The organism is Gracilibacillus suaedae (assembly GCF_017599345.1).
GTDB lineage: Bacteria > Bacillota > Bacilli > Bacillales > Amphibacillaceae > Gracilibacillus > Gracilibacillus suaedae.
The window spans coordinates 1-26392 of the sequence record NZ_JAGFVL010000047.1; the positions used below are offsets into that span (position 1 = coordinate 1).

Annotated in this window: 22 protein-coding genes and 2 riboswitches; of the genes, 14 read left to right on the forward strand and 8 right to left on the reverse strand. The window is 36.6% G+C overall.

The window, feature by feature from the left end:
- Positions 1-139: 139 nt before the first annotated feature.
- From helD to J5J03_RS14150, 3 genes are all read left to right on the forward strand, one after another.
- On the forward strand, positions 140-2512 hold the full coding sequence (gene helD, locus J5J03_RS14140; protein ID WP_208590380.1) for an RNA polymerase recycling motor HelD: 2373 nt from the start codon (positions 140-142) through the stop codon (positions 2510-2512).
- 100 nt (positions 2513-2612) lie between these two features.
- Complete coding sequence (locus tag J5J03_RS14145; protein ID WP_208590382.1) at positions 2613-3452, forward strand: aldo/keto reductase; 840 nt, start codon at positions 2613-2615, stop codon at positions 3450-3452.
- A gap of 310 nt (positions 3453-3762) precedes the next feature.
- Entirely contained in the window at positions 3763-4002 is a 240-nt protein-coding gene (locus J5J03_RS14150) for an indolepyruvate ferredoxin oxidoreductase subunit alpha (RefSeq protein WP_208590384.1), read from the forward strand.
- Between the two features lie 226 nt (positions 4003-4228).
- Here J5J03_RS14150 and thiW read toward each other — a convergent pair whose 3' ends face one another.
- Positions 4229-4729: an energy coupling factor transporter S component ThiW gene (thiW, locus tag J5J03_RS14155; RefSeq protein ID WP_208590386.1), complete on the reverse strand. Its 501-nt coding sequence runs from the start codon at positions 4727-4729 to the stop codon at positions 4229-4231.
- Between the two features lie 75 nt (positions 4730-4804).
- Positions 4805-4920: riboswitch (TPP riboswitch) on the reverse strand.
- 119 nt (positions 4921-5039) lie between these two features.
- Between thiW and J5J03_RS14160 the strand changes: the two genes are divergently transcribed.
- The 10 genes from J5J03_RS14160 to J5J03_RS14205 all read left to right on the forward strand — a co-directional run bounded on the left by J5J03_RS14160 (position 5040) and on the right by J5J03_RS14205 (position 15165).
- Positions 5040-6014 carry a ring-cleaving dioxygenase gene (locus J5J03_RS14160; RefSeq protein WP_208590388.1) on the forward strand — a complete coding sequence of 325 codons (975 nt, stop codon included), beginning with the start codon at positions 5040-5042 and terminating at the stop codon, positions 6012-6014.
- Positions 6015-6104: 90 nt separating this feature from the next.
- A complete protein-coding gene (locus J5J03_RS14165; RefSeq protein ID WP_208590389.1) occupies positions 6105-6965 on the forward strand; it encodes a Cof-type HAD-IIB family hydrolase in 861 nt (286 codons plus the stop codon).
- 374 nt (positions 6966-7339) lie between these two features.
- Positions 7340-7654, forward strand: coding sequence for an L-rhamnose mutarotase (locus J5J03_RS14170; protein WP_208590390.1), 315 nt, complete (start codon positions 7340-7342; stop codon positions 7652-7654).
- 76 nt (positions 7655-7730) lie between these two features.
- Positions 7731-8501: a DeoR/GlpR family DNA-binding transcription regulator gene (locus J5J03_RS14175; RefSeq protein ID WP_208590391.1), complete on the forward strand. Its 771-nt coding sequence runs from the start codon at positions 7731-7733 to the stop codon at positions 8499-8501.
- Between the two features lie 153 nt (positions 8502-8654).
- Positions 8655-10385, forward strand: a complete 1731-nt coding sequence (locus tag J5J03_RS14180; RefSeq protein ID WP_208590392.1) for a sensor histidine kinase — start codon at positions 8655-8657, stop codon at positions 10383-10385.
- 13 nt (positions 10386-10398) lie between these two features.
- On the forward strand, positions 10399-11175 hold the full coding sequence (locus J5J03_RS14185) for a response regulator transcription factor (protein WP_208590393.1): 777 nt from the start codon (positions 10399-10401) through the stop codon (positions 11173-11175).
- A gap of 101 nt (positions 11176-11276) precedes the next feature.
- Positions 11277-12605 carry an extracellular solute-binding protein gene (locus J5J03_RS14190; protein WP_208590394.1) on the forward strand — a complete coding sequence of 443 codons (1329 nt, stop codon included), beginning with the start codon at positions 11277-11279 and terminating at the stop codon, positions 12603-12605.
- A gap of 267 nt (positions 12606-12872) precedes the next feature.
- Complete coding sequence (locus tag J5J03_RS14195; RefSeq protein WP_208590396.1) at positions 12873-13751, forward strand: carbohydrate ABC transporter permease; 879 nt, start codon at positions 12873-12875, stop codon at positions 13749-13751.
- Positions 13752-13769: 18 nt separating this feature from the next.
- The gene (locus tag J5J03_RS14200; RefSeq protein ID WP_208590397.1) at positions 13770-14636 is read left to right on the forward strand and encodes a carbohydrate ABC transporter permease; all 867 of its coding nucleotides are present in this window, start codon (positions 13770-13772) and stop codon (positions 14634-14636) included.
- Between the two features lie 100 nt (positions 14637-14736).
- Entirely contained in the window at positions 14737-15165 is a 429-nt protein-coding gene (locus J5J03_RS14205) for a CBS domain-containing protein (RefSeq protein ID WP_208590398.1), read from the forward strand.
- 380 nt (positions 15166-15545) lie between these two features.
- On the opposite strand, the gene J5J03_RS14210 is transcribed toward J5J03_RS14205, so the two are convergent.
- Positions 15546-16169: a YesL family protein gene (locus J5J03_RS14210; protein ID WP_208590399.1), complete on the reverse strand. Its 624-nt coding sequence runs from the start codon at positions 16167-16169 to the stop codon at positions 15546-15548.
- Between the two features lie 225 nt (positions 16170-16394).
- Positions 16395-16496: riboswitch (purine riboswitch) on the forward strand.
- 35 nt (positions 16497-16531) lie between these two features.
- On the opposite strand from J5J03_RS14210, the gene ade reads away from it, so the two are divergent.
- Entirely contained in the window at positions 16532-18301 is a 1770-nt protein-coding gene (gene ade, locus J5J03_RS14215; protein ID WP_208590400.1) for an adenine deaminase, read from the forward strand.
- Between the two features lie 159 nt (positions 18302-18460).
- On the opposite strand, the gene J5J03_RS14220 is transcribed toward ade, so the two are convergent.
- The 6 genes from J5J03_RS14220 to J5J03_RS14245 all read right to left on the reverse strand — a co-directional run bounded on the left by J5J03_RS14220 (position 18461) and on the right by J5J03_RS14245 (position 25727).
- Positions 18461-18898 (reverse strand): VOC family protein, encoded by a 438-nt coding sequence (locus J5J03_RS14220; protein ID WP_208590401.1) that lies wholly within the window; start codon positions 18896-18898, stop codon positions 18461-18463.
- A gap of 174 nt (positions 18899-19072) precedes the next feature.
- Positions 19073-19900: a carbohydrate ABC transporter permease gene (locus tag J5J03_RS14225; RefSeq protein WP_208590402.1), complete on the reverse strand. Its 828-nt coding sequence runs from the start codon at positions 19898-19900 to the stop codon at positions 19073-19075.
- Positions 19897-20805, reverse strand: coding sequence for a carbohydrate ABC transporter permease (locus J5J03_RS14230; protein ID WP_208590403.1), 909 nt, complete (start codon positions 20803-20805; stop codon positions 19897-19899). Before J5J03_RS14230 ends, J5J03_RS14225 begins: the two co-directional genes overlap by 4 nt.
- A 114-nt stretch (positions 20806-20919) precedes the next feature.
- Entirely contained in the window at positions 20920-22221 is a 1302-nt protein-coding gene (locus J5J03_RS14235; protein ID WP_331460499.1) for an ABC transporter substrate-binding protein, read from the reverse strand.
- Between the two features lie 201 nt (positions 22222-22422).
- Positions 22423-24186: a cache domain-containing sensor histidine kinase gene (locus J5J03_RS14240; protein WP_208590405.1), complete on the reverse strand. Its 1764-nt coding sequence runs from the start codon at positions 24184-24186 to the stop codon at positions 22423-22425.
- Between the two features lie 11 nt (positions 24187-24197).
- On the reverse strand, positions 24198-25727 hold the full coding sequence (locus J5J03_RS14245) for a response regulator transcription factor (RefSeq protein ID WP_208590407.1): 1530 nt from the start codon (positions 25725-25727) through the stop codon (positions 24198-24200).
- Positions 25728-26392: the final 665 nt, after the last annotated feature.

Below are 26392 nucleotides of genomic sequence, written 5' to 3' on the forward strand. Positions count from 1 at the left end.
AAAGTAAAGCTAGAGAAGGAAGTGAAGGTCTTACGGACGGTTAGCACCGTGGAAAAGTGAGACTTATATCAGTGGGTGGTTTTTACCGACTGATGGATGACAAAAGAGATGATAAATCAACGTCACGGAGGTGGAATCAGTGGCAGCAAACGAGCGAGAAGATCAAGAATGGCAACAGGAAAAGCAAAGAGTAACAGATGTAGTGGGAGAAATTAGTAAGAAAATCACATTATTAAAATCCAGAGTGAAAGATTTAAAAGAAGATGTCATTGATATCAGACGTGATTTTTGGGAAGACGTAACGGTTAATATAGAAGAAATGGACGATAAAATTGAAACAGAAGCCAGTATTAAGCAGCAAGCAGAGTTTCTCTCGGAACGAGAAAGAAGCCATGGACAGGTAAGTGAACGTTTAGACATCCTGCACCGATTAAAGGATAAACCTTATTTTGGGCGGATCGACTTTAAAGAAGGTGGGCAAACCGATGAACAGTCAATTTATATAGGTTTGGCTTCAGTGATGGATGAAGCGGAAGAGAATTTTCTAGTATATGACTGGAGAGCACCTATTTCGAGCATGTACTATGATTATCCACCAGGTCCGGCAAGTTATGACACCGTTCAAGGAAATATTTCCGGGGAAATAACATTAAAACGACAATATATGATTCGTAATGGCGAACTACAGGGAATGTTCGACACGGGACTGACAATTGGTGATCACTTACTGCAATCTGTACTCGGAAATCAAGCAAGCACGAAAATGAAAAGTATTGTCTCAACCATTCAAAAAGAACAGAACCAAATTATTCGTAATGAAAAAGCAAGAGTACTAATCGTCCAAGGTGTTGCTGGTAGTGGTAAAACGTCTGCAGCATTACAGCGTGTAGCTTATTTATTGTATCGTTATCGCGAAACATTAACGTCAGAGCAAATTGTACTATTTTCACCAAATCCATTATTCAACAGTTATGTAGCAACCGTTTTACCGGAGCTTGGTGAAGATAATATGCAACAGATGACTTTCTATCAATATTTACACCGTCAATTAGATGATAGCTTTCAATTGGAAACGCCTTTCGAACAAATGGAGTATTATCTACAAAAAAGAGCAGAAAATTACGAGGCAAGAGTTGAAGCTATGCATTATAAAGCAAGCTTAGATTATAAAGAGTTAATTGATCGCTTTTTAGATCGATTGGCTAAGGATGGACTTGTTTTTCGCAATATTACATTTAGAGGTCAGACAGTTATCCCAAAACAAATGGTTGAAAAATACTTTTATCAAACAGAAAGTTCTTTAGCAATACCAGATCGTTTAGAAAAAGTAGCCAATTGGATTCTATACCAATTGAAAAAGCTGGAGAAAGTTGAACGAGAGAAAGATTGGGTTTTAGAGGAAAGTGAACTGTTGGAAAAGGCCGATTATGTCGATGTTCATCAAACATTACAAGAAGAAAACCGATTTTCTGAAGATACATTTGATGATTATGACCGTGAAGAGGAAATGTTACGCAAACGAGTAGTTGCTTGGCGATTGCGTCCATTGCGAAAAAAAGTAAAGCAACTTGCGTTTGTTGATCCACTTCAAACGTTTCGTCAGTTATTTACAAGTAAGAAACGGTTTGTGGATACAGAAGTCACACTTCCAAATCAGTGGCAAGAAATATGTAGAATTACGGATGAATATTTAAAACATAGATATTTAACTTGGGAAGATGCACCAGCTTATATTTATTTTGAAAAAGGCTTGTTAGGGTTTGATGCGCAGCGGGCGATTCAACACTTGTTTATCGATGAAGCACAGGACTACACACCGTTTCAGTTTGCATTGATGAAGAAGATGTTCCCGGTTAGTCGTATGACTTTGTTAGGTGATATAAATCAAGCGATTTATGCACATGCATTAAGAGAAGAGACTTTGCTATCCGAGAAATGGCAGGAAAAGCATGAAAGAATCGTATTGACGAGAAGCTATCGTTCGACAGCACCGATTGTTGAATTCACTAAATCATTTATGCCAAATGGTGATCTAATCGAGCCGTTTGAACGTGATGGAGAGACACCGGTCGTGATGGAGTTGGAGCAACGTGATGTTTTAATCGAAAAAGTGCTCGATCAAATAAACGAATATGAACAAGAAGGTCACGAAACCATTGCACTAATCGGAAAAACAATGCAAGAATGTGTTGACATCTATGAACGATTAAAAAATCGTATAGACATTCATTTAATGACACAGGAAGCACATATTTTTGAAAAAGGTATCGTCGTAATTCCTGCATATTTGGCTAAAGGAATTGAATTTGATGCGGTTATCATTGCTGATGCTTCTAATAACAACTTTCATGATGAATTGGAACGAAACTTATTTTACACAGCTTGTACGAGAGCGATGCACCAACTAGCTTTATTTACGATCGGTAAGCCTACTCATTTTATCGAAAATATCCCTAAACAGCAATATCGTCATTATAAAGTCCATCAAATCTGGGACAAAGGGACAGGGTGAACCGAGAGAAATTCACCCTGTTCTTTTTGAGCACAACATTTTTCATTTCAAATAGATTGTGGCAAGATAGTATAGACAATGGACAAAGGAGGAATTGGAGATGGTAAATAGTTTGCAATCAACAACTACACTACATAATGGTGTTAAAATGCCATGGTTTGGTCTAGGTGTTTTCTTGGTGGAAGAAGGAGAAGAAGTTTATAACTCTGTTAAGTGGGCACTTGAACACGGCTATAAAAGTATTGATACAGCAGCCGTTTATGGTAATGAAGAAGGTGTAGGAAAAGCAATCAAAAATTCTGGTATTCCTCGTGAAGAATTATTCATTACTTCTAAGCTTTGGAATAGAGATCAAGGCTATGAAGAAACACTTCAAGCTTTCGAAACAAGCTTGAATAAACTAGGACTGGAATATTTAGATTTATATTTAATTCATTGGCCTGTTCCAGAACAGAATAAATATAAAGAATCTTGGAAAGCGATGGAGAAATTATATAATGATGGCAAAATCCGCGCAATCGGTGTAAGTAACTTTAAGGAGCACCATATAGAAGATTTGCTGAATGAAGCGCAAGTAGCACCAATGGTAAATCAAGTTGAATATCATCCACATTTGCAGCAAAACAGTTTGCATGAATTTTGCAAGAAACATAACATTCAATTAGAGGCATGGTCCCCGCTGAAACAAGGGAAACTATTAGATGATCCAACATTAACAGATATCGCAAAACGTCATGGAAAATCCACAGCACAAGTTATTTTGCGTTGGGATTTGCAACAAGAGGTTGTAACTATTCCAAAATCAGTAAAACAACACCGTATTCAGGATAATGCAGATGTATTTGATTTTGAATTAACAGAAGAGGAAATGAAATTAATTCAAGATATGAATAAAGATGAACGAGTAGGTCCAGATCCGGACGAATTTAATAAGCGATAATTTTTTAAAAAGAACCCGTTTCTTAAGTGAAGTGGGTTCTTGTTTAATGGGAACGGGGACCTCACTCTTCTATTTTCATATCACTCTTGGTTAGAAAAGAAGCTTTAACCCAACGAATGGCTTTTTCCTCCACTTTAAGAGAGACTTTATAACAGTTGTTATTAATGTAAGACGCTTTAACTCCTGTTGGATAGAATACGTTGCGATGATTGATCAACGTTTTCCTTTTTTGTGATAAAACACTTGCATTTTTATCCGAACATGGTTTAACGTAATGAATAGATTGATAAATATCTAGGGAGGATGCAAGATGGCATTTGTAATAACAGAACCTTGTGAAACAGAAAAATCTGGCGAATGTACAACAGTGTGTCCGGTAGACTGTATTGTTGAAGGCCCAGAACAATTTTATATAGATCCAGATATTTGTATCGATTGTGGAGCATGTAAAGCAGTATGCCCGGTAGATGCAATTGAAGAGGAGTATGATCTTACTCCAGAACAAGAGGTATATTTAGAAAAAGCAGAAGCATTTTTTGCAAATAATTAAAAAGACAGCGACCATTTTTGAAGTGGTCGCTGTCTTTTTCTCAATTAAGCTTCCTTATAACAACAAATTTTTAAGTGGAGGGGAAAGATTTGTTTAATAAAAGGAGATAATAAACAAATCTAATAAAAAGAGATGGAGATTTGTAACAAAAAACAAGATAATGAACAAATCTATCAAACACTAGTAAAGCTTTGTCTTAAAAGCTGGCTATCATTTATCACTTTTCTTACTTACTCGAAACAGGTTGCTGCATCAAAGTAGTATGCTTTACTTTGGATAAAATCAAGAGGCCGATAATAGAACCTGTAACACTGCTAACAAGGAATCCTGGTAAAAATGCTAGAGCACCAACTGAACTTCCCATCAATATTTTTGCAAATGGAACAGATAATAATGCACCAATCACACCAGTTCCAATTATTTCCCCTACACTTGCCAAGCCTTTTTTTCTTGTCCATCGATATAAATAACCAGCAAGTAATGCCCCAATCATTCCACCTGGAAATGCCAATAATGTTCCTATTCCTAATAAATTTCGTAAAAGTCCGATTGTAAAGGCTATGATAACAGCAGGGGCAGGACCAAGAGTTACAGCTGCCATCACATTAACGGCATGTTGAACAGGATATGCTTTGGCAATTCCGGTTGGAAACCATAAAAATTGCGAACCTATTGTACCGATCGCAATAAAAACAGCCATCATGGTTAATAATAAAGTACGATTCATGCAAACCCTCCTATAAAATAGAACGTGCATCACTATAAAAAACCAGATTCCTAATCAGAACCTGGCTATACCATGCAAATAGTTTAGCTACTTCCCTCCGCTGGTATAAACCAGATCAGGTTCTTAGAGTTAAAAAGCTGTAACATGCCTTTTTCTCAGCCTGTATAAAACAAGCACCCCTAGTAGTGATAACACTTATGTAATTACCAAGATTGTAGCAAAAAAAAGTTAATTGTCAAGATATCATTATTTTGAAATCGAGATAGTAAAAGGTTTATAATGATTTTACCAATAATGAAGGAGGCATCTTATGGAGCTCAAAGGAATACATCATGTGTCAGCCATTACAGCCAATGCTAAAGACAATTATCACTTTTATACAGATATTTTAGGAATGAGGTTAGTTAAAAAAACGGTAAACCAGGATGATCCAAGTATGTATCATTTATTTTATGCAGATGAAATCGGACGACCTGGAACAGATTTAACCTTTTTTGAAATAACGAATGCAGGTCATACGTATCCTGGTAATAATAGTATATCTTATACTTCTTTACGGGTTGCTAGCGATGAAGCTTTGCGTTATTGGGAAGACCGCTTTGACGAATATGATATCGTTCATGACGGAATGGGGGAAAAATTCGGGCGTAAAATATTACCTTTTCAAGACCATGAAGGACAACGTCTTGTTCTCGTATCTGATGAAAATAACGAAGGGGTAGCAGCAGGTAAACCATGGGATAAAAGCTCCGTACCGAAGGAGTATGGTATTACGGGATTGGGACCTGTTCGATTAACTGTTCCAGACTTAGCACCAACCGAAAGAATTTTAACCGAAGTTCTCGGATTTCGTCATACGGGAGCTTATCCTAATCCTGAAGGACAGGTAGAAATGCAAGTGTTTGAATCAGGCGAAGGTGGTACAGGCGCAGAAGTGCATATCGAAGTTCGCCCTGAATTACAAAAGGAGCGCCCTGGAAGGGGCAGTGTACATCATGTCGCATTTCGTGTAGCCGATTATCAAGAGCTTGACAAATGGCATAAGAGAATTACTAAGGAACGATTGCCAAACTCAGGACTTGTCGATCGATATTATTTTGAATCGTTATATTTTCGTGAACCTAATGGTATACTGATTGAACTAGCGACAGATGGGCCAGGCTTTGATACAGATGAAAAAATTGAACATCTAGGGGAAAATATTGCTTTGCCACCATTTCTGGAAGATAAGCGAAACGAAATCGAAGCCAATCTTCTTCCTCTAGAAACAAAAATAGATAAGTGAGTCCAAGCTCATTCATCGGTATTAGTCGATGGTGAGCTTATATCTCATGTGCTATACTAGTTATCGGCTAGTTTAAAGGGGGACCGTAACATGACATTTTCACCAAAAGCAATTTGTTTAGATATGGATGGCACATTGCTGAACAACTACAATCAATTAACGGAAAACACACTCGGTATTATTCAAAAGATAAGAAAAAATGGAATACGAGTGTTTATTGTGACAGGCCGTTCTTATAATGAGGTATTTGACTCTGCACCAGTAGATTTAGAATTGGACGGGTTTGTTACAGCAAATGGTATGATTACATATGTTGATGGAGAAAAACGGTTAGAACATAGTTTATCCACAGAACTTGTCGGTAAAGTTATACAATCTGCAAGATCTCACCAGATTTATTATGAAGTGCATCCCAATGACGGGGAACGACTTTCTTTAAAAAAGGATCAAGGATATATGAAGTCAATGATCAGTGGGGAGAAGCCTGATGAAGTAGGAATCAATGAATGGCTGGAAAGAGAAGCCGCAATCGAGCATGATATTCGTTGGCATAACAATTTACCAGAACAGAAGTATGCGAAAATATACTGCTTTACGAAAGACCATGAAAAAATGCACGCATGGATAAAAGAATTGAAGAAAATGAAAAGTGAAACGAATTTTACCACTTCATCCTCTTCACATCATAACGTGGAAGTGATGGTAGAAGGAGTAAACAAAGCAACCGGAATTGAAGCGTTGTTGAAACATTATCAGGTTAGTCCGGAAGATACGATGGCAATCGGGGATAGTAATAACGATATTCCAATGATGAAATATGTAGGTTACCCGGTAGCCATGTTCAATGCGACTGATCAAATTAAATCGTTAGTAAACGAAATGACAGAGTTTACCAACGACCAAGAAGGCGTCTACCACTATTTAAATAAATGCTTTCAACACAAGCTGTAATTGGCTTGTGTTTTTCATCGGCGAAGTAACGTGGGCTACCAAGTAAATTTGGGGTGACTGTGGACATTTGTTCCGCTATTTGTGACAAAAGTGTCGTTTTTAGGGTGGTCGCGGACATCTATTCCGCTATTCATCGAAAATAGTGCTAATAGAAGCCGAAATGAACAAAATAAGGGATTCAATGTCCGCTAACATGGAAAAACAGGTAATTTTCATTCAAATAACGCACTAAATGTCCGCTCAATAAATTCGAAGTAATAACTGCATAAGACTAGACGTTCCTTTTGTGTTTGTTTTGTTCTGTGATAGAATAGTAAACAAATATAAGTAAAAGAAAACAATAAATGAATGCGGTTACAAAAAGGAGGATATGAATGGCGCGTTATATGTTTATCATGGAGTGCAAGGAAGGTTCTCAAGAGGAATATAAGAAAAGACATCAGGCTGTACACCCAGAATTATTGGAAGCATTGAAAGAAGTAGGCATTAGCAATTATAGTATATTTATGGATGATACGAAGCTATATGCTTATATGGAAGTGGATGATTATCACCGCGCAATGAAAGAGTTAGAAACCAATCTAGCCAATCGGAAATGGCAAGCATTTATGAGCGATATATTGGCAATGGATGAAAAAGGGGATCCTAAAATGTATTTAATTGATCAAGAGGTCTTCCATCTTGACTAATCAGTTGAATTTCCTGCATGATTTCCCTATAGTCGATAATAGACATGTTTGCAGAATGAGAAGGTAGGAGAATTAGATGTTAGTTGCAGAAAGACATCAGCGAATCGTAGAAGTCGTCAATCAGAAGAAAAGTATTAGAGTTTCCGAACTTGCCAATCTTTTTTCTGTAACGGATGAAACGATTCGTCGAGATTTAGAAAAATTAGAAAAAGAAAAGAAATTAGCCCGCAGTCATGGAGGCGCAGTCAGTATTGCTTCGTCTCAGGATGGACCGGAAATACCTTTTCAAGAACGAGAAGTAATGTATGTACAAGAGAAAAAAGAAATTGCCCAGGAAGTGGTAAAACATATTGTTGAAACGGATAAAATCCTGCTGGATGCCAGTACGACAGCTTGGTATGTCGCGAAAAACTTACCAAATATACCGGTTACCGTTCTAACGAATTCTGTTAATGTTGTGCTGGAATTAAGTAAGAAAAGTAAAATTACGGTAATTTCAACTGGTGGCACGTTGCTTGCAAGGTCGCTTTCTTATGTTGGCCCTTTAGCAGAACGTTCGCTGGATTTATATCATGTTAATAAAGCATTTTTGTCCTGTAAAGGAATTCACTTCGAAAGAGGAATTAGCGAATCGAATGAACAACAAGCGCGAGTCAAGCAAAAGATGATTGAAATAGCTGACACTACATATATTTTGGCTGATCATCATAAGTTTCATTTTCAGGCGTTTGCACATGTTGCTCCATTAACAAAGGTAGAGCGGATAATTACGGATAGTAACTCATCGGATCAGGATGTAGATAGTCTACAGGAAATTGGCTTAGAGGTTATAAAAGCACTTCGTTAATGATATCATTAACGAAGTGCTTTTATATTTGCCAAATGACAAATATATACAACATAAATATTAGAGTGAATAGGACATTTATCCTGTTCCTAAGTACCGTTTCATAGTATAATGATTAAACAAAGTCTAGTGATTTTTTGATGGAGTGGTAGTATGTGGAGTTATTTAAAGAAGTGGAATACGCTGCGCAATCAGTTATTGGTAGTTTATTTGGTTGTGATGTTCATTGTGCTATTTATTGTAAGTACGATTACGTATGTATTAGTGGAAAGTTTATTGCAAAGTAATGCAGAAGAGCAAATAAGACAAACTGCTATGGAATCATCTGGTAGATATGACTCATTGTTTGAACAATTAAATATGGTAACCAAACAAGTGTTAACCAATGAAGAACTTCAGGGAGTTTTGTTACAGGAATCTGAAGGCAATATTACTTCTTTTAATGACAGACAATCATTAATGAGTACAACCAATTTAATTCAAGCAAATGCAGATGGTATTTATTCGATTGAAATATATAACAACGATTTTCAACGTATTATACCGATTGATTCTACTTTATTACTAGACCGTATTGATCCACAAGGTATTATCCGGGCCAATCAAGCGGGTGGCAAATTAATATGGATGGGGGAAGACCCATTAGATCATAATTATTTCTTAGTAGGTAGAAAAATTAATTTAATGGATGACGATTTTGACAATGGCGGATACATCATAGCGAGAGTGAACCGAAACTATTTTCAACTAAATGCTAATCAGCAAGAAAGTGAATCGAATGACTATTCGATTTTAGTTGATAATCAAAATAATCCTATTGTTACGAATTACAATGGAACCGCTTTAGATGAAATTATGGAGACGGAAAACGAAACGATCACTCTAGATGATCAAGAATATATGTTAGTGAAAAATACATCAGACGTAACAGGATGGACAATGCATATATTGACACCTGTTAATCAATTGACGGCAGGAATTTCCACGGTACAAGCAGGAATTCTGATTGCGGGTTTCATTGGGTTATTAATTTTCTTCATTTTCTCGTTCTTTTTATCAACTTTTATTACCCGACCTATTACAAGGTTGACAAAGACAATGAGACAAGCTGGTAAGGGAGTATTAGCTCAAAACCCTGTCATGAACTCTACCAATGAAATTAATGAATTAAATCAAACATACAACCAACTAGCAGAGGAGACCAACTATTTAGTTCAAATGGTATATGAAAAAGAAATTATTAAAAATAGAACCGAGCTAAAAGCATTACAAGCGCAAATTCATCCACACTTTCTGTTTAACACATTGGATGCACTGTATTGGTCGTTGGATGAAAAGGAAGAAGAAGATCTCGCGAATGTGGTGCTTGCGATGTCAGAGTTATTCCGTTATACGATTACGAAGGAAAACGAGGATGAATGGGTAACGGTTAAAGAAGAATTGGATCATATTGAACGTTATATGAAGATTATGCGTATGCGATTTGGCGAACGATTGAACTGGGAAAAAGATGTTGATTTTAATTGGTTAGATGTCAAAGTTCCCAAGTTAATGATACAGCCATTGGTTGAGAATGCAATTTTACATGGTGCTGGAAATGTAGTCGGGAGCAGTCATATTACCGTCCGTATAGAAAAGGTGCTAGAAAAACAACGAATACGAATTGCAGTAAGTGATAATGGCCCAGGTATGAGTAAAGAAAAAGTAGCGCAGGTAAAGAAACAAATAGATGGTGGTATCAGACAACAAAAACAACAAAGTATGGCACTGCAAAATGTACAGCAACGCTTGCGTATGTTTTATGAAGCCGGTGAGAGTCGGGATATTATGATTCTAAGTGAAGAAGGTAAAGGAACCATGGTAAGCTTTGAAATTCCAGTATAGGGAGGTTAGTAATATGGAAAACAAGGTGATTCTTGTTGTCGATGACGAACCGCGGAGTCGCCAAGGGATCAAAAAAACAATTGAAAGAGGATCTCAACAATATGAAGTAATCACTGCAGCAAATGCAGCAGAAGCGATAGAACGGATTGATCATGAAAAGGTGCACGTTCTCATTACTGATATCCGAATGCCTGAAGTTTCGGGCTTAGAATTACTGAAGAAGCTGAAGGAAAAAGCAAAAGACCCTGTCGTAATTGTTATTTCTGCATATTCAGAATTTGAATATGCACATGAGGCACTGGAGTTAGGTGTTGTGAATTATTTGCTTAAGCCTATTTCGAAGGAAAAACTAATGGAAGCAATTAAAAAGGCAATCGAAATCGAAAAACAAAGAGAAAAAACAGGTATGTTCAATAAAATAGTCGATGATAAATTATTAGAGATGCAACAGTTAAGTAAGTATAACCGTGCGGTGAAAGAAGCGATGGATTACATTGATCAACATTATGATGAGGAATTGACGTTGAAAGAAGTGGCAAAGCAAGTCCATTTAAATGCAAGTTATTTGAGTGCTTTATTTAAGGAAGAATTGCAGGTTACTTTTAGTGAATATGTTACAAGAAAACGAATACAGGAGGCTAAAAAACTACTCTTATCGACAGATTTGACGATAGCAGAAATAGCTGAAAAAAGTGGCTATCAGACATCGAAGTACTTTATAAAACTCTTTAAGCAATTTGAAAATATGACACCGAATGCATTTAGAAAGCAAAATGAAAACGATTCCTAAAATAAGTGGTATTTTACCTAATTACTGTTACCTTACGGACGAAGCCCCATGGTGCTACACTATAACTGTACGAAAAAACTTATATATAGGGGGTTTCACAAATGAAAAATGCGTGGCATAAAGTACTATTTTCATTTGCTTTAGTTTTAATGTTTGCGCTTGCAGCTTGCGGTGGAAATGAAGAAGAATCAGAAGAGAACGCAGATTCGGGTGAAAATGAAAGCGATTCAAGTAAGACGATCGAGTTTATGCACTTATGGCCTGAAGGAAGCTCAAAACAACACCATGAAATTGTTAATAGTATTATCGACGAATTCGAATCAGATCATCCAGACGTAACAGTAGATGTTGAGATTTTAGGTAACGAACAATATAAGGAAAAATTAAAAGTATTATCTACTTCTAATGAGTTACCTGACGTAGGAATGACATGGGCAGCAGGTTTCTTGGATCCGTATGTAAGCGGTAATATGTTTGCACCACTAGACGATATTTTAGAAGGACCACTCAAAGACAAATTTGTTGCTGGTACAGCAGAAGCATATGCAATTGATGATGTAACATATGGTTTACCTTTAGAGTTAAACATTACACCACTTTTCTATAACCAAAGAATTTTTGATGAAAACGGTGTAGAAGTACCGGAAACATTCGAAGAATTAAAAGAAGTAATCCAAACATTAGCTGATAATGGTGTAACACCAGTTGCATTAGGTAACAAAGACCGCTGGACTGGTTCTATGTGGTACATGTATTTAGCAGACCGTATTGGCGGTCCTGAAGTATTAAACAATGCCATTAACAGAACAGGAAGCTTTGAAGATCCAGCTCTAATTAAAGCTGCTGAAAAAATTCAAGAGCTTGTCGATATGGGAGCATTTATCAATGGCTTTAATGGATTAGGTAATGATGAAGCGAAAGGTTATTTCATTAACGAACAAGCAGCAATGTATTTAATGGCTACATGGGATCTGCCAGAATGGACAACTAACGAAGACAACCCACAAGAATTTAGAGATTCTGTTGAATATACAAAATTCCCTACTGTTGAAGGTGGAGAAGGAGATATTAACAGCTATGTAGGTGGTCCTGGTGTTGGTTTATTTGTAGCAGAGAACTCAGATGTTAAAGAAGAAGCAAAAGAATTTGTAACGTTCTTTGTAGAGAAATGGGGAGAACGCTCTGTTACAGACGCTGGTGTTATTCCAGCAACAGTAGTAGATACAGAAGGTTTGGATTTACCTCAAATGTATATTGATATTTTAAACGACTTAAATGAAGCGTCAAACTTAACCTTGTATGCAGACGTTCAAATGAGTGCTGGTGTTGCTGATGTACACTTAGACAGTATTCAGGCACTATTTGGTGAAGCAATCACACCAGAAGATTTTGTGAAACAGCAAGAAGACGCGTTAGCCGCTGAAGAATAATGAAAGACTATGATTAGTATGGTTTTTTGACCTCACTGATCAATAGCTAAGAGTGTCAGCGTCTGTGGATCCTCACTATGAGTTACTGGAGCTTCAAGTGCGATCGATACAGACGTTTAGCACAGTGATAAACAACAAAACGGAAAAAGGGCATATTTAAAGTTGAAATATGTCCTTTTTCTAACTTTAAGTAAGTAAAAACTAATAGCCAGAAGAAAACATGGATAGTTTTCATGTTTTTATCTTAGACATAAAGGAGCAATAACCATGAACAAAGTGATGTCCAACAAAGCAGTCATTGCTTTATATGTATTGCCAGCGTTCATATTGATCGTGGCATTAATCTATGGCCCGATTCTCATAACCGGTTATTATGGATTGATGGACTGGGATGGTATCGGTGAAATGACTTTTGTCGGCTTAGAAAATTATTCGCAATTAATTCAAGATGGGCAATTTTGGCAGAGTGCTAAACACTCGTTCTTATTAGCCTTTTTCTCGACATTAAGTTTAGTGCCATATTTAGCTATTTCATTAATTTTAGCAGGAAAAATTAAAGGATCTGACTTGTTAAGAAAAATTTATTTAATTCCCATGCTTTTATCTTCCGTTGCGATTGCACAATTATGGGTAAAAATCTACGACCCGAATAATGGGATGCTAAACAGCTTTTTAACGATGGTGGGAGTTGAAAATCCTCCTTCATGGCTAGCAGACACCAATTTAGTTTTGTATGCAATTTTTGTAGCGATTCTCTGGCAGTATGCAGGTTTTTATATCATTATTTACTATGCTGCTCTGAAAGGAATCCCGGAAACCTTAGTGGAGGCAGCTAAGATTGATGGAGCTAATCCTATCCAAATTGCTTATAAAATTAAGGTGCCACTTATTTCAGGTGTCATTAAAGTAACGGTTGTATTAGCAATTGTCGGTTCATTGAAGTACTTTGACCTTATTTATGTAATGACTGGCGGAGGTCCAAACGGTGCTAGTGAAGTTATCGCATCTTACATGTACAAAAAAGCATTTGATACTTTTGACTTTGGTTATGGTAGTGCTATTGCCTTTTTCCTACTAATAATCACGCTTGTTGTTACATGGATCACGCGTAAATTAACAGCATCTGAAGATGAAGTTCAATATTAATGGAGGGAAGGAAGAGAGATGGCTCAGACTCAAGACACAGTAGGCAAAGATAACAGTATACTAACCAATGTTGGTATGGGCATCCTTTATATCTGTTTAATCATTGTCGCTGTTTTTCAAATATATCCACTTGTTTGGTTATTTCAGTTTTCATTGAAAAGTAATGCAGAAGTGTTTGGTATGTCACCGTTCGCCTTACCGCAGGAGCCAAGATGGGAAAACTATGTAAGGGTGTGGACAGACGGTAATATCAATTTATACTTCTTTAACAGTGTTTGGATTACAGTTGTATCGGTTTTACTAACTATTTTGTTAGCGAGCTTTGTAACATTTGCGATTACAAGAATGAATTGGAAATTGAACAAGCTGGTATTGGGACTTTTTATGGTAGGATTAATGGTTCCAATCCACTCTGCGATCATACCATTGTTCGCCTTTTTCTTAGATTTAAACCTAATTGATCATCCGTTATCTATTATTTTATCTTATACGGCATTTAACTTACCATTAACAATCATGATTTTATTAGGATTTTACTACACGTTACCACGGGAAATTGAAGAAGCGGCGGTAATGGATGGTTGTTCGGTTCACCGTATCTTTTTCCAGATTACGTTACCGATGACCACACCAGTTTTGGCGACAACCGCGATTATTAATATGATTTACAACTGGAACGAATTTATTTTTGTCAACACGTTCATTAGTTCTGATAAGTTTAAAACATTGACTGTTGGTATACAAAACTTCATCGGTCAATATTTGACAGACTGGGGTGCGATTGGTGCGACGTTAATGATTAGTATTATTCCGATATTGATTGCCTTCTTAATTTTGAGTAATCGTATTGTCGAAGGTATTGCAGCAGGTTCTGTTAAAGGATAAGAAGCAAAAAGTGTAGTTTTTTACTACACTTTTTGTGCAATTATTTTAAAAAGTTGGTGATACTACTCCATGATGACTTATTACAAAGGAGGTTTTCGGATTGAAAACAGTAAAAGACATTATGGAGCAGAATGTATCATTCTGTAAGCCGAATGATTCATTAACGCAAGCAGCAGAATTAATGAAGCAACGAAATGTGGGAGCTATTCCTGTTTGTGGTGATAATAAAGAATTATTAGGAATGGTAACAGATCGTGATTTAGTTATCAGAGGCTATGCTGATAACAAGGATGGTTCAGCAAGCGTACAGGAAGTAATGAGTGAACATTTGTATTATGTATCTCCAGATGTTAGCCTTCAGGAAGCTAGCCAAACAATGGCTGAGCATCAAATTCGTCGTCTCCCTGTTGTAACGAACGGCCAATTAGCAGGAATCATATCACTGGGAGACCTATCATTAGATGAAATGTCAGACGAAGCAGCAGGACAAGCACTGGAGAACATTTCAGAGCACACAGAATTACAATAACCTTACTAACGACCGGTCATAATCGACCGGTCTTATTCGTACTTGATACATACTGTGAAGTAATGAAAACTCTGTTTGTTCGAAGTAGCTCAGTAATGAGATGTGCGGTCGCCTAAGACATCATTTTGAAATATATAGTGATGATAACTACCACTCGACTGCCCACTTCCTGGATATAATCGATTATCCTCGGAAGAGAAGCCTTTTTCCTCGGAACAGGGCGGCGCTTCCGGGGATATCTCCTTCCGTGGGGGTTGCACGACGACATAGAAAACACTACGAAAGTAATTTAGCAAATTCTTGTCTAGTTACTGCGCAGTTTATGGATTATCTGTGTCCTGATAAACATCTCTATAAAAAAACAATTGACATCGAAATAGTCAATTGTTTTCTGCTATTTTCTCTTTTTTTGCTGCAATCTTTTGAAAGGAATGATAACATGTACCCATCATAATATAACCTACTAAACTTCCGCCAAAGAAGAATAGTGATCCCGGAAACATCCACATGACGTATAAGACAGCTGCTGATCCCACTACCATCGATATATTGTGAAATGGATGGATTAGCATTACCAGAAACGCATTCTTCCAAATATCAATAAATCGTAATTCAAAGTGAACATAAGTTGGGATAACGTAAAGCAATGTTAAAGAGATCGCTAACATAAATACATATAGAGGAATTTTGACAATCTCATAAAAACCACCCTGATTGATCTCCATGAACTGGAGGTTTATATAAAATAACAGGCTAATTAGATAAAAAACTAATCCAAATAGGTTACTTCTCAAAAATTCCTTTTTATAAGTATTCCAAAAAGTTTTAAAAACTGGGGCTTCCGTATTTCCCATTATCCATTGCCTTATTAGGGTAAACATCGCAACAGTTGCGGGAAAAATACCGAAAATAATCAGTCCGACTAGTGTGAAAGCCATCCATAAAATATTGACGTAAGCAAACCTGGTGATCCATTCTGTTGCTGCAAATAGTGAGTTGCGCATACTTATTCCCCTAGCATAATAGTATATTTATCACGGTTCTAATCGTCTGTAAAAAACCCCCATTTCAAACTTCAAGTAAAACAAGGATAAGTTTAGGGCTAACAGACGCTAACTCCTTGATAAGTTTCACTAGTGATCAGTGGGGCAACCCTAACTGATCATAGTCTCACTGTATATTTTACCATACTGTTCAGGAAAGAAAAATATTGACTGTAAAACGGTTTCAGGCGTAATATAGTGAAAACATGTATAAGCTTAAGAATAGGGCATAGGCGTTTCTACTTAGCGACCGTAAATCGCTAAACTATGTGTGAGGTGACTCCTCCATATAGCATGTGAAAATATAGAGAGGAGAATCAATGATGAGTAGAGAATTATTAAGAAGGGTAGCATTAGGTGAAGCTGATGCAGATCTTGTCATTCAAAATGGTACATTAGTGAATGTCATGACTAGGGAATTACAACCAAATGTAGATATTGCGATAAAAGCTAAACGTATTGCATCGATTGGGAAGGCGGACCATTTAATTGGACCGGAAACAAAAGTAGTGGATGCTACGGGCAAATACGTATCACCGGGATTCATGGATGGACATATGCATGTTGAAAGTACGATGCTTTCTGTCACTGAATTTGCTAAAGCAGCCCTGAAGAAAGGAACAACGGCAATATTTATGGATCCGCACGAAATTGCCAATGTATTAGGTACTGAAGGTGTAAAACTAATGCATGAGGAAGGGAGAAACCTGCCTTTAAAGGTTTTTACTACGTTTCCTTCCTGCGTTCCTGCCACTAATGATCTTGAAGATGCCGGTGCAAATTTAAACGAAAAGGATATTGAGGAAGGGTTAAAGTGGGATGGCGTTATCGGTTTAGGTGAAGTAATGAACTTTCACGGTGTCGTTTATAATGACCCTAAAATGATTAATGAAATAGAAGAAACGATTGCTGCTGGCAAAACAGTTACTGGCCACTTTCCAGATGGAACTGGTGGTATGCTGCAAGCTTATATTGCCTCTGGTGTCGATTCCTGCCATGAAACGGTTGCAAAAGAACAAGCGTTAGAGAAAGCAAGGTTAGGCATGCATATTATGATCCGCGAAGGTTCTGCTTGGCAAGATGTGAAAGAAGTAATTAAAATCATCACGGAAGACAGAATCGATTCTACTAATGTTTCGTTAGTAACAGATGACATTTACCCAGAAACATTAGTAGAAAAAGGACAGTTGAATCATGTTGTACGTCGCGCAGTCGAAGAAGGTGTTGATCCTGTCGAGGCAATTCAAATGGCTACGATCAATGTTGCTCGGTATTTTCAAATCGACAAGCACTATGGCAGCATTTCCCCAGGCAAAATAGCTGATATCATTCTGTTGGATGATTTAACAAATGTTGAGTCGTCTACAGTAATTACTAATGGTGAAGTGATCGTTTCTAACCGAGAGCTTGTCAAAGAAATACCTCGGTATGAATATCCTGCTCATGCCAAAGATACGGTGAAATTACAAAGATTATTACAACCTGAAGATTTTATGATCCATGCAGGGCAACAAGGGAACATAGAAGTCAATGGTATCCGAATAATCGAAAATAGTGCAAGAACGGAAAAAATGACCGCAATTTTGCCTGTAGAAGATGGTGTGGTCAAAATTGATTTAGACCAAGATATTATACAGCTAGCATGTATTGAACGTCATAAAGGGACAGGCCAAATATCATTAGGATTTACTCAAGGTTTTGGATTAAAGTCGGGTGCCGTTGCTTCCACAGTAGCACATGATAGCCATAATTTATTGGTAATGGGGATCAATCAGGAAGATATGGCTTTTGCAGCTAAAAGATTAACGGAATCTGGTGGTGGAATGATTGTTGTGGAAGATGGAAAAGTGCTGGCACATGTTCCGATGCCAATTGCAGGTTTGATGTCTGATCAGCCAATAGAAACAGTAGTCGAACAAGTAAGAGAACTAAAAAAAGCATGGCAACGATTAGGTTGTACCATTAATGCTCCATTCATGACCTTTTCATTGATTGCCTTACCAGTTATTCCGGAAATACGCATTTCCAACCGTGGATTAGTTGATGTAACGAAATTTGAATTAATAGATGTAGTGAAAGGATCAGAAACTTGAAACCTTAACCGTTGTAGCATAGATAAATAATGAATGAAAATAAATATGCAGCCGAAAAACTTTGGCTGCATATTATTGCATTGCAATATAGTTTGATCATTTTCTCCTTGTGTTTTTCTATAATCGCACCCGTTTCCTTTACAAAGTCCTCCTCAACATTTAATTGATTTGTTCCGCCAACTCTAAAATAATTCCTTCAGGCCCATGAACGTAGCATAATTTATAAGCGTTTTTGTAGTTTTGTATTTCTCCAAAAAGTTCCGCACCCTTCTTTTTCAATTTGGCAACAACAGCTTCAATATCTTCAACAGCAAATGCAATATGCCGTATCCCCAAGGTGTTTGCAGAAGATTGCTGAATCCCTTTTTCATCTGACGGCGTATGGAATTTGACCAGCTCCAAAGTTGCCTGTCCGTCTGGCATCCCTAACATTACAACCGTCTCTCTAACGTCATTAAGCCCAATTATCCGTTCCACCCACTCTCCTTTGACTTCAGTTTCCCCTAGTACTTCAAGTCCAAAGTCAAGAAAAAAAGCTTTGGCGGCAGGAAGATCATTTACAATTATACCCACATGATCTATTCTATGGATTTTCATATCTCACACCCCCTACTGTCCTAACTTTATCACATATGTTTCTTAGAGATTTCTTCTGAATTGCTTAATAGCCTTTTCTCTTTATTCACAATTTGAAGGATTCAGATGAGGTTTAAAGATTAAAAGAAAAACCCTATATTAATACAGGGTTTTATCAAACTTTGATTTTATTCTTTATCCTTTCACAGACCCCATCATACCAGCAACAAAATGTCTTTGCATAAGGAAGAATACTAAGGCTGTTGGGAGCGTTGCAATAACGATCGCTGTCATAATTACTCCGTAGTCAGGCGTGTAGCCGGCACCTAGGTTGGAAATCAAGAGTGGGATGGTTTGTTTTTCCGGTGATTGAAGCACAACTAATGGCCAAAGATAGTTATTCCAGCTATTCATAAACGCAATAATGGCTGCCGCAGCATACGTTGTCTTCATTGTAGGCATATATATTCGGAAAAAGATGCCCCATTCACTTAAACCATCAATTCTTCCTGCCTCTACTAATTCTCTTGCAAACATTTTCGTATTCTGTCTAAAGAAGAAAATGAAAAAGGCTGTAATAATAGTTGGCAAAAAAGCTGCTGCTAACGTATCCAATCCGATGAGCGGTGCGTCAGCAGATATCTGTCCAAACAAGCGGTACAACGGAATCATAATCGCAGCAAATGGAATCATCATCGATAAAATTAAAATATTAAACACTATATCTTTACCTTTTGATCGATAAATTTCAAAGCCATAACCAGCTAACGAGCCGATTAGTAGTGTTAAAACTGTTGTAATGACAGCGATCAGGAATGAATTCCATAATGCTGTACCAATTTGTGTCTGATCAAGAAGATTGTTCAGGTTCTGAATAAAATGAGTACCAGGAATCAATCGACCAGCCGTTACATCAACTGATTTGTTTGTCATACTTACTAACATCCATAAGAAAGGGAAAATAGACACAATTGCTGCAACACTTAAAAATAGATAAGTGAAAACTCGTTTTAACTTTTTCAATCTCGATCACCTGCCACTCTAAATTGAATAAAGGATAGGATGACAACTAAGATCAAAATGACGTATGATACTGTAGCTGCATATCCAAAGTCTGGTGTATATTCAAAGGATAAGTTATAAATATACATGGAAATCGTCATAGTGGAGTTACCAGGCCCACCACTTGTTATATTCATTACCTCATCAAATAATTGCAGAGTACCAATGGTTGATACAATAGAAGTAAATAAAATGATTGGTTTTAATAAAGGTATCGTAATAAAGAAAAACTGTTGCATAGCTGACGCACCATCAATTCTGGCTGCTTCATACATGGATTTATCTACATTCTGCAGAGCAGATAAATAGAAAATCATATTGTAACCAGTCCATCGCCAAGTGATTGCTATGATGATGGTTATTTTCGCCCAAAATGGATCAGACAACCATGCGATTGGAGACGAAATAATATTCATACCTAAGAGAAAATCGTTCACTAATCCATCATTACCGAATAAATATTTAAAAATAACCGCATATGCTACAAGGGAAGTAACAGCCGGTAGAAAGATCGCAGTACGAAAGAACCCTTTGAATTTCAATGTAGGATCATTTAATAACACGGAAAATACTAATGCTAAAACAATCATGACGGGCACTTGTATCAATAGATATAATATTGTATTTGTTAAAGCAGTAATAAAAGTCGGATCATTAAATAATCTTACATAGTTATCAAAACCGACGTATTCCAGGCTTGAGCCCATACCTGATTGTAATGATAATAAAAACGCCTGAACCATTGGGTAAAAATAGAACAGAGAAATTCCTAATACAGATAAAATGATAAAAAGCCAACCAATATAATTTTTTCTCAACCGCTGAGCAAATGTTCTTTGGTGTGTTGGACTAGAAGCTTGACTCATGCTTATCCCCCTCCTCACTAGAGACGTTTTATACTAACTTTCATAAGGAGAAAGCCCAGGGGAAAAGGGTTCACTCATCAATAGACGAGCTTCTTCCCACGGGCTTTATTCTACTTATTTAAACTGATTTTCAGCTTGTGTTTGTGCATCTGATAGGACGTCTTCTAGACTTTTACCATCCAAATATTGTTGAATTTCTGCTGATAAGATATCTTCAATACCGTACGTGTTCATACCGTAATCAACTTGTGGAATTTCCTCCATCCATTGAGAGAAATCGTATACTACTTGTTGATTATTAAAGAATTCATTTTCGAATTGGTATGCATCTCCTTCAGAAGCTGGAATGTAAGTACCAAGTGCCCCAACTTCCTGAACTAAGTCTTGATAGAATTCAACATTAGAACCAAACGTTTCACCTAAGAATTCAGCTGCTTCTTCTTTTCCATCGATATTTAACACATAGAATGAACTACCACCTTGGTTTGATGCATTTACTGCACCTTCCATGTCTAAACGAGGCGTAGGAGCTACTCGCCATAGTCCTGCTTGAGATTCTTCTGCTTCAACACTAGGTGCAATCCAGTTACCAGCAGGAACAGATGCAACATCACCACTGTTAAATGCTTCCAAGTATTGACTCCAGTCAGAGTTTAATTTAACAACATCATTATCCATTAGTTCTTTATAATTTTCTAAAGCCATTTGTAATGGTTCATTACCTTCAAGTTGAATGGTTCCATCTTCCGTTGTGTACCATGTGCCTGTTGTTTGCATCATCACACGTAGAATACCTAAATCATTAGGATCTAGAGAGAGCATTGCTTGCCCAGTTTTTTCTTTTACATCTTTTGCAATTTCCACATATTCATTCCAAGTAATATCTACTAAATCATCATGTGTGTATCCAGCTTCTTCAAGATAATCTGTACGATAGAAGAAACCTGTTACACCCGTATCGAATGGAAGCCCATATTGTTCTCCATCAAAGCTTGTCGGAGCTATCTTGTATTCTGCAAAATCTTCTGTATTAAAATAATCACCTATCGGATAGAAAGCATCTGGATAAGATTGCAAAAAGCTTTGAGCGCGTTGGTCTTCAATTAAGACAATGTTTGGCATGCCATTCATCGTTCCGGAACTTAAACCAGTATTAAGTCGTTGTACAATGTCGTCTTGTGCATTTTCGATAATCTCCATTTCGAAATCTTCATTATCATAATGTTCTAAAGCAAGTTCTAAAGCGGCAATATTAAAATTCGGATCCCATGCCCATGCGGTTATGCCTTCACCATTTCCTTCCGTTGTTTCGTCTCCGCCACCTTCATCATCACCACCAGAGCATGCCGCTAACACCATAGCTGTTAAAATGGCCACAATTAACAACCAAAACTTTGTAGAAAATTTTTCTCTCACCTTAAAAACCCCCTCAAGATTTTTGTATTCGTGAAATCGCTTTCAACGATGTAATGTAAGTGTAACAAAAAAGACTAAAGACCTCTTGAAAGATCTTTAGCAAAAAATGAAATTATTTTTAGAATAAACCATTTCCGATATTTTTATTATAATTTATTTTAGATTTTGTAATTTTTTTAGGTGGCTTTTATTGTGATTAGATTATGTTTCTCTAATCGGTAGCTTAATTTTTACTTTTGTTCCTTTTGCTGGTTCACTTTCTATTTGCACACCATAATCTTTTCCATACAATAATTGAATTCTCTCGTGCACATTTTTTACACCAATACCACTGAACAGTTGTCTTTTTTCTTTTGTTTTGATGGTTTTATTGTCTAACCGCTCTGGTATCATGCCATCGCCATTATCAATAATTTCACAGATAAGTGAATGTTCTTTTTGCGCAATTAGTATTTGAATGAAACCAGTTTTTTTCTTAGTAAAGGCATGAAAGAAAGCATTCTCAATGAAAGGTTGAATGACCAGTTTTGGTAAAAAAAGATGCAAGCAGTCAGGTGCTACCAAATAATTGACCTGTATTCTATCACCATATCTTGCTTGATTAATCTGTACATAATTTTTGAGGTTTTCTAATTCTTGTTCAACTGTTATCGTTTCTTCAATATTACTTAAAGAGTTTTGAATCAATGAAATAAAGGAATCAATGGTGTCAGCTGCTTTTTCCTTTTTTTCTTGTCGAATCATAAATTTGATGGAAGCTAATGTATTATAGATAAAATGCGGGTTGATTTGATGTTGCAAAGTTTCCAATTCTGCTTTTCTTTGCTTCTCTTGTGTATCCATCAAAATTTGAACATAATCATGCAGTTCATTTAACATGTAATTGAATGCCTTCGCTATTTTTCTTGTTTCATACCCACCAGTTTCCTTCAATGGTTTATTAAATTGATATCTAGCCATGTCTGAAATTTGATGGACAAGTTGACTAATGGATACGGTCATCTTGCGCAATATTAAGAAGGCAACCAGAACTGCCGAACTGACAATCGCAATACTAATCAAGACAATTTCACTCGTATTAATGACATTATCAGCAATAATTTCATGATCAATTAAATTGACAAGATAGATATCAAGGCTTGGTATGTACTCAGAAAGGAAAATATAATTTTGATCAAAGATATCAACTTTCCGGTATTCTGAATTTTCATCTTCAAAGCTTTTAGCATAGTCTAATAATTTTGGAGATAATTCACCGATCATTTCTTCTTGGTTACTAGAGATAATTTGACCACTTGGTGTTACTAACATTACGTTATTTCCGACCCCTGTATAACTTTCATAGAATTTCTTCAGGTCTCTTTCTGTCAGTGAAAAAAATAAATAACCGTATATATAGTCTGAACGTAATTTTAAGGCTTTGGAAGCAATGATCATCGGAACACCATTGGTAACCTCTGAATCTTCAAATTGATACACGATGTCATTAGAACTAGCCTCTACACGATCTATCATTTCATGGTTAGCTAGTTTTTCAGCGTCAACTGGCCATTTTATATAATTCATATTAAAGATATCTTGATTGTTGCTCATAATAATCATATTGGTATCATTAGGATCTACTTCCGCATAAATCCGATCCATTTCCATGGTCATATGATAATAGAAGATGGATTGATCAATAGCATTCTCTTGCTCTTCCTGTAGCAATTGTTTGATGGTGCCGTTTGTATCGACCTCCAGTGAAGCTGATACAATCGAATCCGTAAACGAATTAAATCTTTCGGTAATTTGATTCATGATCTTTGAATTCGTAATGCTGAATGTATCCATAAATAAATTACTCGACATACGAATGCTACTATAGGTAATCGATATCGATACGGCAATGATGCTGATTCCCATGACTAAGAAAATCTTCATAAATAGATTATTTGCTTGTATAAAACGGATCCACTTCTTCATTAGTAACCGCCTCAATTCGTCAGTTTGTTTTCTTTGCGGTAAGTACTTGGCGATTTAGCCGTCAGCTTTTTAAATACTTTTGTAAAATAACTGTGATCAGAATAACCCACTACTTCACTAATCACAGATATAGGCTTATCCGTTTCCTTCAATAATTTCCTCGCATTCTTGATACGAACATGATTTAAGTATTCACTAAACCCTTCCCGGTGATGTTTACTAAAATAGCTCGATAAATAGGAAGGATTAAAATGGAAATGATCAGCTAACGTACGCAATGTTAAATGACTGTCATAATGCTCCTCGATATAATCTAATAACAGCTGGATGTTGGAAGTTGTCTCTGTACTTGTAGGTCGTACTTTTTTTTCTACTTTGGCTATAAATGTATCAAATATTGATATGGCTTCTCGCACATGAAAAGCTTCATTAATTTCTGAGAAATAGTGATATTTTTCTGCCTCGAGTTCATCGATATCATACTTCATGTTTCCGAGTAAAACAATAATATTAAACATAATGTTTTCTAACCATGATTTAAATTCAAAAACATCTTTTTCATATTGATTGGAAAGTAATCCTATATGCTCATTCAGATAGATAAAGGCTTCCTGAAATTGCTTATGTTTAAATAAATAAATCAGATGATTCAAGTCGAACTCAGTTGTTATTTCTGCTTCTTCCGGCAAATCGTCATAGAACAGATACTTACGGTCTGGCAAATAAAAATGATATTGTTGTATGGTTAGATGTATTGTTTCATACGTGTTTTTTAATTCATCGATAGTATGAAAAGGTGTGCTGACAATCCATTTTAGATTTGATGAACCAGTTTCTTTTTCCCATGTATAAGCAGCCTCTTTTAATTGTGGTAGTTCGTCAGAAGCGACATTCACTAGAAATAAGATACTGTGCTCTTGTAATGGAATAGGATGCGCTTCTACATCAGTTAAATACTTCTCTATTTGATTTTTTATCGTTGTTTTGGATAATGTAATCCTTTCTTTTTTATTCCAAAATGCTTCTATTAAAACAAACGTGTCATATGTAAATTGTTTACGTGCGAGATCCATTTCACGTATGGATTGATAGCCTTCTATTATCTTTTTGCAAATTTCCCCCATTGATGATTGGTTATTGCTTACATTTGCAGCCTTTTTTTGCTTTTGAGTAACACGATTTAGGGTTTGTAATAACTCTTTTGCATTTAATTTTGGTTTAAGAATATAATCGGCTACACCACTTTGAAATGTTTGTCTTACGTAATCAAAATCTTCAAAGCTGCTTAAAACAATAACTTCTGTATCAGGGTAGTTTTCCTTTATGTTCTTCACTAATTCAATGCCATCCATGCCTGGCATGACGATATCGGTAATTATAATATGAGGATGGTATAATTCCATCAACCATAGAGCTTCTTCACCATTTGAAGCTTCACCAATAATTTTATATCCTTCACTTTCCCATTCAATATAATTGATAATTCCTTGTCTTATTAGCATTTCATCATCGACAATTAGAACTTTATAAAATTGTTTCATTAATGGTAGAGTCCTCCTTTTGTAAGGATTTGATCATATGTTACCCATTTAGTTAACGATTATATTTTCTATCATATCAGACAATTAAACATTGATCGATAATCGCAATAAGTAAAGAAAGCCAACACCTTCTCGTTGGCATATATAATGATGTGTATAATCCATAAACTGCGCAGTAACTCTCTTGAGGATCTGCTCTGTCCATCCTCCCATAGAGAGTGCACCGAATACCGCTTTGGCAGAATACTGCGCTTTCCGTGGGCACGGCCTCAGCTAACTTGGTAAAGAAAAGCACTTTACCAAGTGGATCTTCGGCTCGCGTGAGTTCCCACAGGAGTCTCCGTATTCTGCCTACGCTATTGTTGTGCTCTGGTTATAGAAAGGATAGAACTCATGGAAATACATATGGTGGAGAATTCGATTGGTTGATTTCGGATTAGTGTTGTAGGGCATATCTTAACGAAGGCCGCCCACTTTCACTCCTGTGGGAATTGTTTGACCTGAAGATCCACTTTTTCGAGCGGTTTTGGCTCGAAAAAGTTAGCTGAAGGACAAACCCCACGGAAAGGGAAGTGGGCAGCCGGAGTGGCAGTTATGATCACGATATATGTCAAAATTACTTCATAGGTGACTGTGCATTTAATTTCGAACAAACAGTATTTTCA